Here is a 14,673-nt window from a genome sequence, read left to right as displayed (position 1 = left end):
TGGGGTGACGCAGACGCGCACCGGACCGACGTTGTCGCGAAAGCCACTTTCGGGACACCAGACGTCCCGAAAGTGGCTTTCGCGACAACAGAAACCGGTACTCGGGCGACCGAGCCATCACGACGACACTGCCTTACCGCTCCCGAGCCCTACGAGTCCTCGAGCAGGTCCTCGATCTGGATCGGGATGTGTCGCACCCGGATACCGGTGGCGTTGTGGACGGCGTTCGCGACGGCGGCCGCCATCCCGACGGTGCCGATCTCGCCGATGCCCTTCGCGCCGACCGGGTTGTGCAGCGTGTCGGGGTACTCGACGAAATGGACGTCGACCTCGGGGATGTCCGCGTTCACCGGGATCAGGTAGCTCGCGAAGTCACCGTTGGCGAGCCGTCCGTTCGCCTCGATCTCCAGTCCCTCGTGCAGTGCGGCCGACACGCCCCAGATCATGCCTCCGATGATCTGGCTGCGCGCCGCCACCGGGTTGATGATCCGGCCCGCGTCGAACACGCCGAGCATGCGGGACACGCGGATCTCCCGCGTCCACTTGTGCACGCGGACTTCGCAGAACTGGGCACCGAACGAGCTGAACGAGTGCTTCGTCAGCTCTTCGCCGGGCGCCGACGAACCGGCCACGGAGAGCGACGGGCGGTTCAACGCCCGCAGCAGCTCGCCGAACGTCATCGTCCGGCCCTCGGCGAACACCTTGCCGTCCGCGTAGGAGACTTCCAGGCCTTCGAACGGCGCGCCCGGTGCGGACGCCAGCTTCAGCAGGTCGTCGATCGCCTTGGCGGCGGCGATCATGATGGCCGATCCCGCGCTCGCCGTCGCCGTCGAACCACCGGACATGCCCCCGGGCGGCAGCGTCGAGTCACCGAGCCGCGGCTCCACCCGGTCGGGTGAAATGTCGAGTGATTCCCCGCCCACCAAGGAAAGTACCGTCAGCAGTCCCGTCCCCGGGTCCGCCCCGCTGGTCGCGACGACGGCCGTGTCGTCGGGCAGCAGGGTGACCTCGATCGTGGCCGGGAACCGCAGCGCGGGGAACATGGCGGTGGCCGTGCCGATGCCCACGAGCCAGTCACCGTCGGTCTTCCCCTGAGGTGAACGGTCCGACCAGCCGAAGCGGGCCGCGCCGACGCGGAAGCATTCGTCGAGGTGCTTGCTCGACCATTGCAGATCGTTGCCGGGCGGCGCGTTCGAGTTGTTCCGCTGGCGCAGCTCGATCGGATCCATCTTCAGCGCCACGGCGAGCTCGTCGATCGCGCTCTCCAGCGCGAAGGACCCGGGTGCCTCCCCCGGCGCCCGCATGAACGTCGTCGGCGGGATGTTCAGCGGCACCATCTTCTGGCTGATGGCCAGGTTCCTGGTCGCGTACCACTCGCGCGAGGTGCCGTGCGACGTCGGCTCGACGAACGACCGGTCCGCCGCCGTGCTGCACCAGGAGTCGTGGCGCAGGGCGTTGAGCGTGCCGTCGTGTTCCGCGCCGAGGGCGATCTTCTGCACGGTCGCGGCGCGGCCCGCTGTCGCGGTGAAGACCTGTTCCCGGCTTAGCGCGGCCTTCACCGGCCTGTCCAGGACCCTCGCCGCAGCCGCGGCCAGGAAGGCGGGCACGGACGTGCGGCCCTTGCCGCCGAACGCCCCGCCCACGAACGGGTTCACCGCGTGCACGTCGGCCGGGCTCACGTCCAGCGCACCGGCCAGCTCCGCGGCCTGGATATCGGATCCCTGGTTGCCGCTGTGGATCGTCAGGCCGTCGGGGCCCCACGCCGCGACCGCGGAATGCGGTTCCATCGCGGCGTGGTTCTGGGTCGCGGTGGAGTACGTGGCTTCGACGACCACCGGGCTCGCGTCCAGCGCTTCCTCGATGGACTCGACCCCGGGCGCGAGCACCGAGAGCGACGCCGGCACGCCTCTCGAGGCCGGCGCCTCCTCGGCCGTCGCGAGGCCGTCTTCGAACGAAGTCAGCGCGGGCCGGGACCGATAGGTGACCTCGACCAGCATCGCCGCATCGCGCGCCTGCTCGTAGGTCTCGGCGACGACGAAGCCGATCGGCTGACCGTAGTAGGCGACTTCCTTGTCCTGCAACGGAACCCAGGTCGCGCCCAGGAACGCCGTGGCCGGTGTCTTCAGTTCCAGGGGATCGAACGGCGAATACACCCCGATCACGCCCGGAGCGCTCTTCGCCGCCGTGACCTCCATCGCCTCGATCTCGCCGTGCGCGATCGTACTGAGCACGACGTAGCCGTGAACCAAGCCGGGGAAGGTGTGGTCCGCCCCGTAATCGGCCCGGCCGGTGACCTTCAGCGGTCCGTCCACCCTGCCGGCCATCAGCGGTTCCCCTCGGTCAGTTCGAGCAGCGCGCGGACGATGGTCCGGCGCAGCAGCGACGGTTTGAATCCGTTCGCGGACAACGGGCGCGCACCCTCGGCGGCCAGTGCCGCGGCCTCTTCGAACGCCTCGACGGTCGCGGGCGCGCCGCGCAGGGCCTCCTCGACCGCGGGCAGCCGCCACGGCACGGTCGCCACGCCACCGGCCGCGACCCTGGCGTCGACGACGCGCGAGTCCTCGACGTGCAGCGCGACCGCGGCGGAGCACAGCGCGAACTCGTAGGACTGCCTGTCCCGCACCTTGACGTACGTGGAGTTCGACGCCCAGTCCAGGCGAGGGACCTCGACCTCGGCGATCAGTTCACCGGGGCGCAGGTCGTTCTCCACCTCGGGGGTGTCACCGGGCAGGCGATAGAACGAGGCCAGGTCGACGGTGCGAGTCCCGGTCGCGCTGATCAGCCGGAGCCGTGCGTCCAGAGCGACCAGGGCGACGGCCACGTCGCTGGCGTGGGTCGCGACGCACGAATCGCTCGTGCCCAGCACCGCGTGCATCCGGTTCGCGCCCGAGATCGCCGGGCAGCCACTGCCGGGAACCCGGCGGTTGCACGGCATGGCGACGTCACGGAAGTACGAGCAGCGCGTGCGCTGCATCAGGTTCCCGCCGATGCTGGCCATGTTCCGGATCTGCTGTGAGGCGCTGAGCAGCAGCGCGCGGGAGATCGCCGGGTACACGCCCGGGTGCCCGGCGATGTCGCTCATCCGCTCCAGCGCGCCGAACCGCAGCCCGTCGGCGGTGTCGATGCCGCGCAACGGCACCGCGTTGATGTCCAGCACGTGCTGCGGGGTGAGCACGTTGAGTTTCATCAGGTCGACAAGGGTTGTTCCACCCGCCAGGAACGTGCCGGGCGAGGAGACGGCGTCCTCGACGGTCTCGGGTGCGAGCAGCTCAAAGGGACGCATCGACCCGCCTCGCCTGCTCGATCGCCGCGACGATGTTCGGGTAGGCCGAGCATCGGCAGAGGTTGCCGGACATGAACTCACGGACGTCCTCGACGTCCTGCTCGACGGCCGCGACCGCCGACATGATCTGCCCGGAGGTGCAGAATCCGCACTGAAGGGCGTCCTGGTCGACGAACGCCTGCTGGACGGGATGCAGTCCGTCCTCTGTGGACAATGCTTCGACCGTGGTCACCGGCTGTTTCACGGTGGCGGCCAAGGTGAGGCAGGAGAGCACCGGCCGTCCACCGACGTGCACCGTGCAGGCGCCGCACTGTCCCCGGTCGCAGCCCTTCTTCGGACCCGTGACGGCGAGCCGCTCCCGCAGTGTGTCCAGCAGTGTCACCCCTGGATCGACACTCAGCTGTTCCGTCCTGCCATTGACTTCGAGAGAGATGTCCACTGGATCTCTTTCCGCCGATCGTGCGGGCCGAGGGCCCGACGGCGTAGGTTGTGGTGGTGGGGAGTCCGTTCGCGAAATCGAACCGGATATTCATCCGCTTCGATTTCAAGCTAGCGGAATGCAAACCGCTCCGCAATGTCGATACTCGCCCTAGAGTCACTCCAGGTCCGGTGGATTCCTCGGTTACATTCACCGGAGAGCGGGATCGGAGGACAGGAGCGGCGATGACGACGGGATCGGTGAGTCCCCGGCGGGCGGACACCCGGCGCAACCACGAGCGCATCCTCGCCACCGCGGCGAAGTCACTGGCCGGGTCGGGCGAGGTCTCGTTCAACGCCATCGCGAAGCAGGCCGAGGTCGGCGTCGGCACGGTGTACCGGCACTTCCCGACCCCGGAGGCCCTCATCCTGGCGGTCTACGAACGCGAAGTGCGCCAGCTCGTCGACATCGTGCCGATCCTGCTCGAAAAGCACTCGCCGGAGCAGGCTTTCCGGAAGTGGACGACCGACCACCTGGCGCACTACATGATGACCAAACGCGGCCTGGCCGACGCCCTGCGCGCCGTGACCAGCTCCCGCGGCGAACTGCCCGCCGGAGCCTACGAGGCGATGGTCGGCGCGGTCTTCACGCTGCTGAAAGCCAACGTCGACGCCGGAACCGTCCGCTCCGACCTGAAACCCGAGACCGTCCTGCGCGGCCTGGGCGGCCTTCTGTACTTGGATCCGAACGGCGAGTGGCGGCGCGACGTCGCGGACCTGCTCGACCTGCTGTGGCGCGGGATGGGCACCTGCCGCTCCTGAACGGACGCCTGGCAGGAATGCGACGATGACTGTCTTCCCGGCCCCTCGACCGGGAGCCTGCCCGGATCCACAGTGGTCTCATGGGCAAGACCACCGAAACAGGCGTCCTGCGGACCACGGTCCAGGTCGACGGCGAAACCATCAGCTACCTGACGGCGGGACAGGACGGCCCGGCCGTCTTGCTGCTGCACGGAACATACTGGAGCCGAGTGTGGCTTCCCGTCCTGAACGGACTCACCGAGGCGGGACTGCGGCCCATCGCGGTCGACTTTCCCGGCGTGGGGCATTCGGGCGGTGAGCTCACCGTGGAAACGGCGACCGTCCCGGCGCTCGCGGAGTGGGTGGCGCGGTTCGCGGCGACGCTGGGGCTCTCCGAGCCGATCGCCGTCGTCGGTCACGACATCGGCGGCGCCGTCGCCCAGCATCTCCTCGCCCAGGGAGACCTGGAGATCACCCGGCTGGCCCTGGTCAACTCGGTCACCTACGACTCCTGGCCGGCGCCCCACGTGGCCCGGCTCCTGGCGCGGGCGGCCACCGCCGACGAATTTCTCCTCGCCCGCCGCCGGGCCGTGACGACCGACCTCGCGGGGGCCGCCACCGAGCAGCTGGTCGCCGAGTATCTGGAACCGTGGTCCGATCCGAGGTGCCGCCGCTCCTGGCTGGCCATGGCGGGCGCGGCCGAAAGCCGCTACACCCTCGATCTCGTTCCCGCGTTGCGGCGCTCCTCGACGCCCAAGATGGCGATCTGGGGCGAAGACGACGCCTTCGAAAGAGTGGAGTACGCCGAGAAGTTCGCCTCGGAGATCCCGCGAACCACCCTCGTCCGCGTCCCGGGCGCGAGCCACATCCCGACCGAGAACTCCCCGGAGCCGATCGCCCGCGCCCTTGCCGGTTTCTTCAGCTCCGGACCGAGATAGGCGCGGGCAGGTGCAGAGCAAGCTGCCCTTCGGTGACGACGTCGAACTGGACGGTCTTGCTCGGGTCGAGCGATCGCAGGTCTTCGGCCATCCGCCCTTGTCCCAGTTGGAGGTCGACGTCACGCGGGAAGCGCGCGGTCCCGGCGGAGAGCACGTTGGTCTGGCTCAGCGTCGAGTGCCAGGCGCCGTCGATCGTGGTGTACGAGGTGAGCGCCGAAACCCGGGTCCCCGTCGGATAAGTGGACTGAGCCGGCGTGCTCGCCGAAAGCGCGATGTCGGTGTCGCCGTCATCATCGGCGACGCGTGCGGTGGTGCGGTTCGCGTCGATGTCGACGTCGAGCTCGGTGACCCACTTGGGGAAGCCGTAGCCGTCGTGGCCGCGGACCTGGGCGATTTCGGTGCTGACCGGCAAGGAGAGCACGTAGGTGTCGAGGTGGTCGTTCTTGAGCCCCGCGACGAGATCGACCAGCCCGAGCTTCCCGTGGCGTGCCGGACGGACGGCGATGCCGACCGCGGCTTCGGTGTAGAAGTCGATGTCGCACACGTCGTAGCGGAAGAACATGACCGAGACCAGTCCGAAGCCCGGCGCGACCTCCAACGGGGCCAGTTCGCGGGGCAGGCGGGCGCGGATCGACCGGGAGCGGGCGATCATCGTGAGCCGGGCCGTCGAGATCCGGTAGTAGAAGTTCGGTGTGAGCGTGGGACCGATTCGCGAGTCGACCCTGGTCTTCGGCAACCGCCGGAAGAACTCGACACCGGGGACCCGCGGGTCACGGGCGATCTCGTCGAGTTCGGTGTTCATCCGGTACCGGTCGTAGAGGCCGCCTTTCGGGACCGGGACCGTGCGTCCGCCCAGATCGACGTCGATGGTTTGCTGCCGTGTCGCTGCCATGAGTGAACTCCTGTAGCTCAGCCCACGTCGGCGAGTAGCCGCGTGGCCAGTTCCTTCGAGGATTGCGGGTTCTGTCCGGTGTAGAGGTTCCTGTCGACCACGACGTGGGGGCGCAGCGGGACCAGCCCCTTCGAGTAATCGACACCTGCGTCCTTCAGTCGGTCCTCCAGCAACCAGGGCGCTTTCTTCGCGAACCGGTTGAGCAGTTCCTCCCGATTGGACAGTCCGGTCATCCGGTATCCGGCGAAGGGTGAGGCGCCGTCGGTTCCGGTGGCCGCCAGGATCGCCGCCGGTGCGTGACACAACAGCGCGAGCGGTTTCCCGGAGGCCAACCGCTCGGCCAGCAGCGCGCCGGAAGTGGCGTCGTAGGCGAGATCCTCCATCGGGCCGTGGCCGCCCGGGTAGAACACGAGATCGAACTCGTTCGCGTCGACCGTGTCGAGCGCGACCGGATGTGCGAGCGCGCTCTCGATGCCGTCGAGGTAAGCCTTCACCTCGCGGCGTTTGCCCGGCATTCCACCGGCGACGCCGAGACTGAGCCGGTCGAGCGTCGGGGCCTCCCCACCCGGCGTCGCGACGGTGATTTCCCAGCCTGCTTCCGAAAAGATTCGGTGCGGTACGGCGACTTCTTCGGCCCAATAACCCGAAGGATGCACCGTGCCGTCGTCGAGCGTCCAGCGGTCGGCCGCCGAGATCACGAACAGAACCTTGGTCATCACTTCACCTTTCCCGTCACTTCGGGCATGACGTCCACATCGTGCTCCCTTGTGGACAGCCAGGCACGGTAGCCGCGCAACGCGCTCCGCTGCCGACGTCGCTCGGCGAGCAGCGCCCAAGCCGGGTGAGTGCCGGGCGCCGGACGGCGACCACGGGCGATCCGGCGCAACTGGTGCCGGACCTGAGCCATACTCGCGGCCGAAGCGAGTGCTTTGTCCGACCAGGTCACCGGGCGCAGGTTCCGCACGGCCTCGCCACCCTCCCGCCAGCGGTTCGGCAGATCCGGGGTGACGGCCAGCGCGGTACCCATCCCTGCCACGGCGACGCCGCCTTCGAGGACGCCTTCGGCGGTGTCGCGGCGGGTGATGCCGCCGGTCAGCATCAGCGGCAGCGGGCTCGTCTTCACCAGATCCCTTGCCAGATCGAGGAAATAGGCTTCACGGGCCTGAGTGCGCGCGTCCGCGGGACGGCCGGACATCGCCGGGCTCTCGTAGCTGCCGCCGGAAAGCTCGACCAGGTCGACACCGAGTGGTTCGAGCATCGCGATCACCTCGCGAGCGTCGTCCGCGTCGAATCCACCGCGCTGGAAATCGGCGGAGTTCAGCTTCACCGCGACGGCGAACGACGGCGAGACGGCCTCGCGCACGGCGCGCACGACGTCCAGCAGCATCCGGACCCGGTTCGGCAGCGAGCCGCCCCACTCGTCGTCACGCCGGTTGACCAGCGGCGAGAGGAACTGCGACAGCAGGTAGCCATGTGCCGCGTGGATCTCCACGCCGTCGAACCCCGCCTGTTCGGCCCGGGCGGCCGTGACCGCGAACCGCGCGACGGTGGCCTCGATCTGCTCAGGGGTCATCGCGCTGGGACGGCCGAAGCGGCTGCTGTGCCGTCCGACGTCGACGCCGACCGCGGAGGGACCCCAGACGACGCCGGGCATGTCGGCCTGCACCTGACGGCCCGGATGGTTGATCTGCATCCACATCGCCGCGCCGCCGGACCTGCCCGCCCTCGCCCACTCGGCGAACGGCTCCAAGGGGGCCGCGGCGTCGAGCACCACGCCGGCGGGGCCGGTCAGCGCCTCGGCGTGCACCATGACGTTGCCCGTGATCAGCAGCCCGGCGCCGCCCTGGCCCCCAGCGCCGGTACAACTCCAGCAGGGACTCGCCCGGCAGTTGCCCGTCACCGGCCATGTTCTCCTCCATGGCCACCTTCGCGATCCGGTTGCCCAGTTCCAGTCCGGACCGCAGCCGCAACGGCGAGAACAGCGCGCTCGTCATCCCATTTCTCCTCTCGGATCTCCCTCGCCTACAATGTGTGCAGTGCTCACATTAACCAGATGATGTGTGCACTGTAAACATCAGGGAGGGTGATCCGTGTCGCAAGCGAACGCGTCGTACCACCACGGCGACCTGCGAGACGCCTGTGTCCGCGCGGCGCGGGAGCTGCTGGAGGAAACCGGGGACGCGAGCCTGTCGCTCCGGGCGGTAGCGCGCCGCGCGGGTGTCTCGGCGACGGCGCCGTACCGGCATTTCGCGGACCGCGACGCACTTGCTTCGGCCGTCGCGGCCGAGGGCTACCGCGAACTCGCCGTCAAGCTGGCCGCTGCCCATCCGTCACCCGCGACGCCCGAAGACCTCGTCGAGATCGCCGTCGCCTATGTCTCGTTCGCCATCGAGCACCCGGCACTGTTCAAGGTGATGTTCACCGAACCCTGTGACCCCGGCGACGAAGAACGGGCCGCCGCGACCGCCGCCATCAACGGCTACCTCAAGAGCATCGTCGGCGGCGTGTTCCCGGACGCCGATCCGGACGCGCTCCCGATCGGGGTATGGGCCGTCGTCCACGGTCTCGCGTTCCTGCAACTGGACGGCAAGCTCGACGCCACCACGCCGGACGAGGCCGCCGACCGCGTCCGCGGCGCCGTCCGGGCCCTGTTGTCCGCAAGCAGGTGACTACTCGCGAGCCAGTCTCCGGGCGTACGCCAGCAACTCCTCCCCTTTCGGCCCGGAGGCATACCTGGCGGCGGCCAGTGAGGTGATCGCGGCGGCCAGCGCGTCCGGGTTGGTGGCGTTGTGGATCGCCTGCCACAACCAGGCGTGTTCCCGCCCCTCCCGCAGTTGTGATCGCCTGGCCAGGTGTTCCGCCTCAGGGCTGAGACGACGCTCCGCGAGTGCGGCGGCGACGACGGGATCTTCGGCGACACCGGCGTGCTCCGCCGCTGCCGACGCCGCCCGCCAGGCCAGCTCCCGCAACGTTTCCTCGGGTACGAAGGCCAGCCGATCGGTTTCGGCGTCCAAGGGGCCGCTCCCCGGGAACGCACGCGAACCGTCGGGGTTCCGCGCCTCGGGGTACAGCTCGGGCAGATGCGGCAAGATGCGGTAGGCGACGTCCTCCTCGGCTATCCGCTGGATGTCCTCCTGCCGCAGGCGGCAGCCGCTGTAGCGCTCGACGGCGACGAGGCCCTTCTCCAGCCTGTCGCGATAGCTGTCGAATTCGAGGTCGGCGACGGCATCGTGCACCTCAGGGTCCGAGACATCTCCCCCGTGCCCGAGTTCGAACGAGGTGAGAACATTCCCGTTGTCGGCGAAGGAAAGCCGGGTCAGCGCGTTGATGTTCCAGAACAAGCTCGCCGTCCGGCCCGCCTGGGACACCGACTCCAGGACCCTCGGGTACGAACCCTGATAGCCGTTGAACTCGACGGCCAGGACACCGCCCTCGACGGCCACCACGGAAACCCAGGGGTCGAGGTCGAACTCTTGCGAGAGTTCCTCGGCGGACTCCGGCTCGGCCGGGTCCGCCCCGAAGCCGCGGAGCACGTCTTCGAGCGATTCCCCGCTGACCATGGTGACCGTCGCGGCCTCTCCCAGCAGGCTTTCGTTGATCCACCGGTGGGCGGCTTCCGGTGGCGGCTCGATGTCGGGCACGGGTTCGCCACGGACCACGTAACCGAGCCGATCGCTGCGCTTGTGCACGATGTCCGGGCCCGGAGGTGCCTGCCACAGCAGGATTTCGTAGCGCTCACGCTCCTCGCCGTCCCTGCCGATCGCGTGCACCCGGACCCGGTAGTCGCCCGGCCATGGCGGCGTTCTCGAGTGGTGCGAGTCGCCCTCGCCGAAAGCGGCGTCGCCTCGCTCGGCTCGCCAGGAGAGTTCGACGACCTCGTCCCACCAGTCGACGTTCAGCTCGTCCGGTGGCCCCTCGAGGATCCGCAGCGAGACCCCCATGTGCCCTTCATCGAGACCGGTCCGTACGGCGATCCCGCCCGCGACCGCGACGGCGAGGCCGTTTCCGCTGAAGTCGGCCTCGCCGACGACGGAACGCTCGGCCAGGGTGAAGCGATGCTCGCGTACCTCCGCCGCACACGACGCCCAAACCGGCAGCACGTACTCGGCCCGGCGTTTCTCCAGCAGCGCCGCCGCATACGCGGGCGGCATCGGAATTTCGCTCAACAGAGCCGCAACCGCACCCAAGGCGACACCGACGACCGCCGCAGAGGTCCCCGCGACCAGCGGAGCTTCCACTCGCCGCAGAACCGGTAGCGCGACCGCGACGGCCAAGGCGAGATGCGCCGCCCCGTGCGCCGCCGCCAGTTCTTCTTCGCCGGTGAGTTCCGGGGCGGCCGTCAGCAACGGCGCCACGGCGGCATTTTCGGCCAGTTCCGCGACCAGTGTCACGACCAGGTCCGAGATCCCCGGACGCAGCTGGTCGAGCAAGCGCACCGCGAGGTCGGTCGCGGCGCTCGGCCCACCCACCATTCCGAAGCCGAAGCTCGACGGCGTCGCGTCCGGCCCCGGAATCGCCGCCTCGACTTCATCAGGAACGGCGACCGGCAACTCGTCCAAGGTCAGTTCGAGCGCACCGAGCAAACGTTCGGACACGGGGACGCCGAGCGAACTCAGCCGGCTCGCCATCGACAATTCGCCGGGGTCCGCCCTCAGACGACCCGCGACGACGCCGAACATACCCGGCTTCGCTTCCGGCGCGCCGAGCCTGCCGAGCGCCGCCGCCGGATCACGTGGAATCCGCTCGCGCAGCAACGGAATCAGTTCCGTGACCACCGGCACGAGCGCGTCCGCAAGCCCCGCCGGTACCTCTGTCTGTCTTTCCATGCCAGCCCTCCCAGTTCGGCAACGCGGGCACGGTAGCGGGGGCCACCGACAGAACAACGAGTTCGCCGTCTGATCACGCGTGTTCGCCGTCCAATCACATGAGTTCCGCCTCCAATCACGCGAGTTACGCCTTCGGACCGGCCACGACGGCCCTAGCCGAGGTCGGCCGTGGATGCGACGACGACGGCGTAGAGATCCCCGATCGTGGCGAGGGCGGCGCGATGCTGGTCCGCGGCGGTCACCGGTCCGGCGACGGACGGGAGCGCGCGCGTCGCACAGGCGGCGGCCACCACGGTCGGGGCGTTTCCGCGCAGGAACGCGCCTTCCGCGGTGAAGGTGACGCACATGTGGGTCATGAATCCGGCCACGACGACGTTCTGGTGTCCGGCGGCGTCGACCAGGTCCCCCAACTCGGTGCCGACGAACGAGTTCGGCGCGGTCTTCACCACGACCTGCTCGCCCGGGGCCGGGGCGACGCGTTCGTGGATCTGGCCGATCTCCTCCTCGAGGTCGTACGGACTGCCCTCGCCGCCGTCGTGCTTGACGTGGATGACCGTCGCGCCCTCGGCCCGCGCGCGTGCCAGCAAGGTGGCGGCCTCGTCGAGCGCCGCTTCCCAGCCGTCGAGTTCCATCACGCCGCGGGTGTAGGTGTTCTGGTAGTCGACGAGGATCACCGTCGCGTCCGAGAGCGCCGCCGGTGTCGTCGGCAAGGTGCTGATTTCGCGGAGAGTGGTGCTGGTCATCGTGTTTCCTTCGCTTTCGGTGGGTACGGCTACCATGATCCCTGACCCGATCCGATATCGAGATACGGATTCGGGTCAGCCATGGTCGAGATCGGCCGACATCCGCGAGAAGAGAGACCCGATGAGCGCTCCACACGTGGCCGTCCTGGCGTTCGAGGGGATCAGCCCGTTCCATCTCGCCGTGCCGTCGCTGGTGTGGGGGCCGGAATCACCGGCGGGAGACATGGAACCGTGGCCGATCACGGTCGCCGCCTTGGAACCGGGCAGTCTCACCACGAGCGCCGGCTACGCCATCGACGTCCCCGCAGGCCTCGGCGCGCTCGCGGAGGCCGACATCGTGGTCGTGCCATGGTGGTCCGACCCGGAGACTCCGACGCCCTCCCCCGTGTCCGCCGCCCTGCGCACCGCGCATGAACGGGGAGCGCTCGTCGTCGGGCTCTGCTTGGGAGTCTTCGCCCTCGCCGACGCCGGCATCCTCGACGGGCGCGCCGCGACCACCCACTGGAAATGGGTCGAAACGTTCCGGAGGCGCTTTCCCTCCGTCGAACTGTGTCCCGAAGAGCTGTACGTGGACGAAGGCGACGTCGTGACCGGTGCGGGCGCGACCGCCGGTATCGACACCTGCCTTCACCTGCTCGCCCGCACGGCCGGCCAGGTCGTCGCCAACCGCGTCGCCCGCCGGATCGTCGCGGCGCCGCACCGCCCCGGCGGCCAAGCCCAGTTCATCGAACTGCCGGTCCCCGCCCCGGACGAGGATCCCCTCACCCAGGTGATGAACTGGGCGCAGTCCCGGCTGGAGACACCGCACAGCATCGACGGGCTCGCCGCGCGAGCACATATGAGCCGGAGCACCTTCACTCGCGCCTTCCGCGCCAGGACCGGGACCACCGTTCACCACTGGCTTGTCGCACAGCGCCTTTCACTGGCTCGACACCTGCTCGAAACGACCGCGCTCGGTGTCGACGCCGTCGCCGCCCAGTCGGGTTTCGGCACTCCGGCCCGGCTGCGCGAGCACTTCACCGCCGCGTTGGGCACCACTCCGACCCGCTACCGGGTCGAGTTCGCCGGGCCGGCTGAATTGACCGGCACACCCAGGAAATCCTTTTCCGCTTCATCCGCGAAAACGAGAACGACGACGTGTCCTGCACTTGATTTTCACGTGAGTGAATAACTCACCCCCGAGGGTGAGCTCTATCGAGTGCATTGCCCGGCGGGACTGGATCGAGCGACCCGCTCCGGGGCAAGATGACCGGGCACGACGTACCGTCACGATGGAGGACCATGTGGAGCTGTGCGGAACCCCCATCTTCGACTCGCTGGTCGAGGAAACGAGGAGGGCAGCCTCTCGGGGCGGCGACGGCAATTCCGAATTGACCGGGAAGCATGCCGATACCGGTCAGGAAATCGAAGACGATCGCACGTCCCGATAGCCCGCATGGTCGTTCATGACGTTTCCGGCGAATTCGCTTCATCGGGAACACCGGCGGAATTCTGCAGATCGTCGAGCAATTCCATCTGGCCGGTGATGACACTGGTGAGAATTCCCCGCGCGACCGCGAGCAGTTCCGCGACCGACGGACTGGTCAAGGAATAGGACACGGTCGTACCGTCCTTGCGGGGCACCACCAGCTTGGCCCGGCGCAGCACCGCGAGCTGCTGGGACAGGTTGGCGGGCTCGATGCCCAGGTCGGCGAGCAGTTCCGAGACGTGGTGGTCCCGCTCGCTGAGGAGCTCGAGCACACGGATCCGGACGGGATGCCCCAGCGTCTTGAAGAATTCCGCCTTCACTTGATACAGGGGTCTGCTCATCGATATCCGTCCGCCGCACAGGGAGGGATCGGTCCGGCCGTCCGCATGACGACAATCGTGCCCGACCTCGCCGCTCACGAAACAGCACCCCGCGCGGAACGACCGCGACCGCACCCGATCAGGTCATAGCCTGCGTTTTCTTCAACCCCAGCACACACCGGTAAATTGCATAATTATGCAAGTCTGCACACTCAGAGAAGGTGAGTACACCTGTGAGCCACGGCATGCGGGAGCCCGCGAGCCCCTCGTCGACCTCCCGGTCCGCCACGAGGAGCGCACGGTGACGACACGCCGCCCGGTCCCCGCCACCACCCGGGCCCATCTGGTGCTCGCCGCGCGCGCCGCGGAACTGGCCGATCTCGCCGTGAACGCCGCCCGGGCGGACACGGCAGCCGATCAGGACACGCGTGCCGCACCGGACCACTCAGGCCTGATCGGGATGGCGCAGCAGATCCTCGACGCGGCCGTGGTCGCCGCGAGGCTCGACGGAAAGACCTGGCAGGAGATCGCGCGCTCGCTCGACGGCGCGACACCGCAATCGGCGCGCACCCGGTACTGGCCGGCGGTCGTGCGATTCCGGGCGGATCCCGTCCCCTCGCAGAACGCCCGCCTCGACGGTGTGCCGGGACATTCGGCCCAGACGTCCTTCCGCCTGCGCCGCTTGCCGGTCCCGGAACGGCAACCCGAAGCTCCTGTGGAGTCCGGCGCGGGAGCGGCTCCCCCGCAGGCCACGCGCCTGGCCCTCGTCACGATCCCCGCCGGGCAGGACGAAACCGGGACCGAACCGGCGGCTGCGGACACGCGGCTGAAGATCGCGGAAAGGCTGGTCGCCGCCTACGAGCGGATCGCGACCAACGACAGGCAGCCGCCCCAGTGGATCCTCGACGGCTTGGCCCACGCCCGCCGCACCGCCGCGGAACTCCGCGCCGACGCCGCGGGCACAGCTGCCGAGTGATCTCGGCGA

14 protein-coding genes are annotated in these 14,673 nt (G+C 68.9%); 5 read left to right on the top strand and 9 right to left on the bottom strand.

Annotation, left to right across the window (positions count from 1 at the left end; genetic code table 11):
• Positions 1-149: 149 nt before the first annotated feature.
• From B0293_RS30895 to B0293_RS30885, 3 genes are read right to left on the bottom strand one after another with little or no spacing between them, the layout of a single operon-like run.
• The gene (locus B0293_RS30895; protein ID WP_005159995.1) at positions 150-2,324 is read right to left on the bottom strand and encodes a xanthine dehydrogenase family protein molybdopterin-binding subunit; all 2,175 of its coding nucleotides are present in this window, start codon (positions 2,322-2,324) and stop codon (positions 150-152) included.
• Complete coding sequence (locus tag B0293_RS30890; RefSeq protein ID WP_005159992.1) at positions 2,324-3,283, bottom strand: FAD binding domain-containing protein; 960 nt, start codon at positions 3,281-3,283, stop codon at positions 2,324-2,326. The genes B0293_RS30895 and B0293_RS30890 overlap by 1 nt, the downstream gene beginning before the upstream one ends.
• Entirely contained in the window at positions 3,270-3,722 is a 453-nt protein-coding gene (locus tag B0293_RS30885; RefSeq protein WP_005159984.1) for a (2Fe-2S)-binding protein, read from the bottom strand. Before B0293_RS30885 ends, B0293_RS30890 begins: the two co-directional genes overlap by 14 nt.
• 224 nt (positions 3,723-3,946) lie before the next feature.
• Here B0293_RS30885 and B0293_RS30880 point away from each other — a divergent pair, with 224 nt between their 5' ends.
• Entirely contained in the window at positions 3,947-4,522 is a 576-nt protein-coding gene (locus B0293_RS30880) for a TetR/AcrR family transcriptional regulator (protein ID WP_005159980.1), read from the top strand.
• 80 nt (positions 4,523-4,602) lie between these two features.
• Positions 4,603-5,439, top strand: a complete 837-nt coding sequence (locus tag B0293_RS30875; RefSeq protein WP_005159977.1) for an alpha/beta fold hydrolase — start codon at positions 4,603-4,605, stop codon at positions 5,437-5,439.
• Here B0293_RS30875 and B0293_RS30870 read toward each other — a convergent pair.
• Genes B0293_RS30870 through B0293_RS30860 form a run of 3 tightly spaced genes read right to left on the bottom strand, consistent with a single transcriptional unit; the run spans position 5,420 to position 8,231 of the window.
• On the bottom strand, positions 5,420-6,331 hold the full coding sequence (locus tag B0293_RS30870) for an acetoacetate decarboxylase family protein (RefSeq protein WP_005159976.1): 912 nt from the start codon (positions 6,329-6,331) through the stop codon (positions 5,420-5,422). The genes B0293_RS30875 and B0293_RS30870 overlap by 20 nt on opposite strands.
• 17 nt (positions 6,332-6,348) lie before the next feature.
• A complete protein-coding gene (locus B0293_RS30865) occupies positions 6,349-7,047 on the bottom strand; it encodes a type 1 glutamine amidotransferase domain-containing protein (protein WP_005159974.1) in 699 nt (232 codons plus the stop codon).
• Positions 7,047-8,231 carry an oxidoreductase gene (locus B0293_RS30860; protein WP_005159971.1) on the bottom strand — a complete coding sequence of 395 codons (1,185 nt, stop codon included), beginning with the start codon at positions 8,229-8,231 and terminating at the stop codon, positions 7,047-7,049. The genes B0293_RS30865 and B0293_RS30860 overlap by 1 nt, the downstream gene beginning before the upstream one ends.
• Before the next feature lie 190 nt (positions 8,232-8,421).
• Here B0293_RS30860 and B0293_RS30855 point away from each other — a divergent pair, with 190 nt between their 5' ends.
• Entirely contained in the window at positions 8,422-9,000 is a 579-nt protein-coding gene (locus B0293_RS30855) for a TetR/AcrR family transcriptional regulator (RefSeq protein WP_005159970.1), read from the top strand.
• Here the strand turns inward: B0293_RS30855 and B0293_RS30850 are convergent, their stop codons facing one another.
• Together B0293_RS30850 and B0293_RS30845 are read right to left on the bottom strand one after the other, a co-directional pair.
• Complete coding sequence (locus tag B0293_RS30850; RefSeq protein WP_005159968.1) at positions 9,001-11,157, bottom strand: DUF6461 domain-containing protein; 2,157 nt, start codon at positions 11,155-11,157, stop codon at positions 9,001-9,003.
• Positions 11,158-11,309: 152 nt separating this feature from the next.
• On the bottom strand, positions 11,310-11,900 hold the full coding sequence (locus tag B0293_RS30845) for a cysteine hydrolase family protein (RefSeq protein WP_005159966.1): 591 nt from the start codon (positions 11,898-11,900) through the stop codon (positions 11,310-11,312).
• A gap of 121 nt (positions 11,901-12,021) precedes the next feature.
• Between B0293_RS30845 and B0293_RS30840 the strand changes: the two genes are divergently transcribed.
• Positions 12,022-13,071, top strand: a complete 1,050-nt coding sequence (locus B0293_RS30840) for a GlxA family transcriptional regulator (RefSeq protein WP_245191988.1) — start codon at positions 12,022-12,024, stop codon at positions 13,069-13,071.
• 272 nt (positions 13,072-13,343) lie between these two features.
• On the opposite strand, the gene B0293_RS30835 is transcribed toward B0293_RS30840, so the two are convergent.
• On the bottom strand, positions 13,344-13,709 hold the full coding sequence (locus tag B0293_RS30835) for an ArsR/SmtB family transcription factor (RefSeq protein WP_052014498.1): 366 nt from the start codon (positions 13,707-13,709) through the stop codon (positions 13,344-13,346).
• Between the two features lie 280 nt (positions 13,710-13,989).
• On the opposite strand from B0293_RS30835, the gene B0293_RS30830 reads away from it, so the two are divergent.
• A complete protein-coding gene (locus tag B0293_RS30830) occupies positions 13,990-14,664 on the top strand; it encodes a hypothetical protein (RefSeq protein WP_005159960.1) in 675 nt (224 codons plus the stop codon).
• Positions 14,665-14,673 lie beyond the last annotated feature (9 nt).

The organism is Amycolatopsis azurea DSM 43854 (assembly GCF_001995215.1).
Classification (GTDB): domain Bacteria; phylum Actinomycetota; class Actinomycetes; order Mycobacteriales; family Pseudonocardiaceae; genus Amycolatopsis; species Amycolatopsis azurea.
Note: the sequence above shows the minus strand (reverse complement) of the source record. Positions and strands in the feature narration are given on the sequence as shown.

Coding starts and splice junctions, on each gene's coding strand:
- B0293_RS30895 (WP_005159995.1), bottom strand. CDS start 2,324: ATGGCCGGCAGGGTGGACGGACCGCTGAAGGTCACCGGCCGGGCCGAT.
- B0293_RS30890 (WP_005159992.1), bottom strand. CDS start 3,283: ATGCGTCCCTTTGAGCTGCTCGCACCCGAGACCGTCGAGGACGCCGTC.
- B0293_RS30880 (WP_005159980.1), top strand. CDS start 3,947: ATGACGACGGGATCGGTGAGTCCCCGGCGGGCGGACACCCGGCGCAAC.
- B0293_RS30875 (WP_005159977.1), top strand. CDS start 4,603: ATGGGCAAGACCACCGAAACAGGCGTCCTGCGGACCACGGTCCAGGTC.
- B0293_RS30870 (WP_005159976.1), bottom strand. CDS start 6,331: ATGGCAGCGACACGGCAGCAAACCATCGACGTCGATCTGGGCGGACGC.
- B0293_RS30865 (WP_005159974.1), bottom strand. CDS start 7,047: ATGACCAAGGTTCTGTTCGTGATCTCGGCGGCCGACCGCTGGACGCTC.
- B0293_RS30850 (WP_005159968.1), bottom strand. CDS start 11,157: ATGGAAAGACAGACAGAGGTACCGGCGGGGCTTGCGGACGCGCTCGTG.
- B0293_RS30845 (WP_005159966.1), bottom strand. CDS start 11,900: ATGACCAGCACCACTCTCCGCGAAATCAGCACCTTGCCGACGACACCG.
- B0293_RS30840 (WP_245191988.1), top strand. CDS start 12,022: ATGAGCGCTCCACACGTGGCCGTCCTGGCGTTCGAGGGGATCAGCCCG.
- B0293_RS30835 (WP_052014498.1), bottom strand. CDS start 13,709: ATGAGCAGACCCCTGTATCAAGTGAAGGCGGAATTCTTCAAGACGCTG.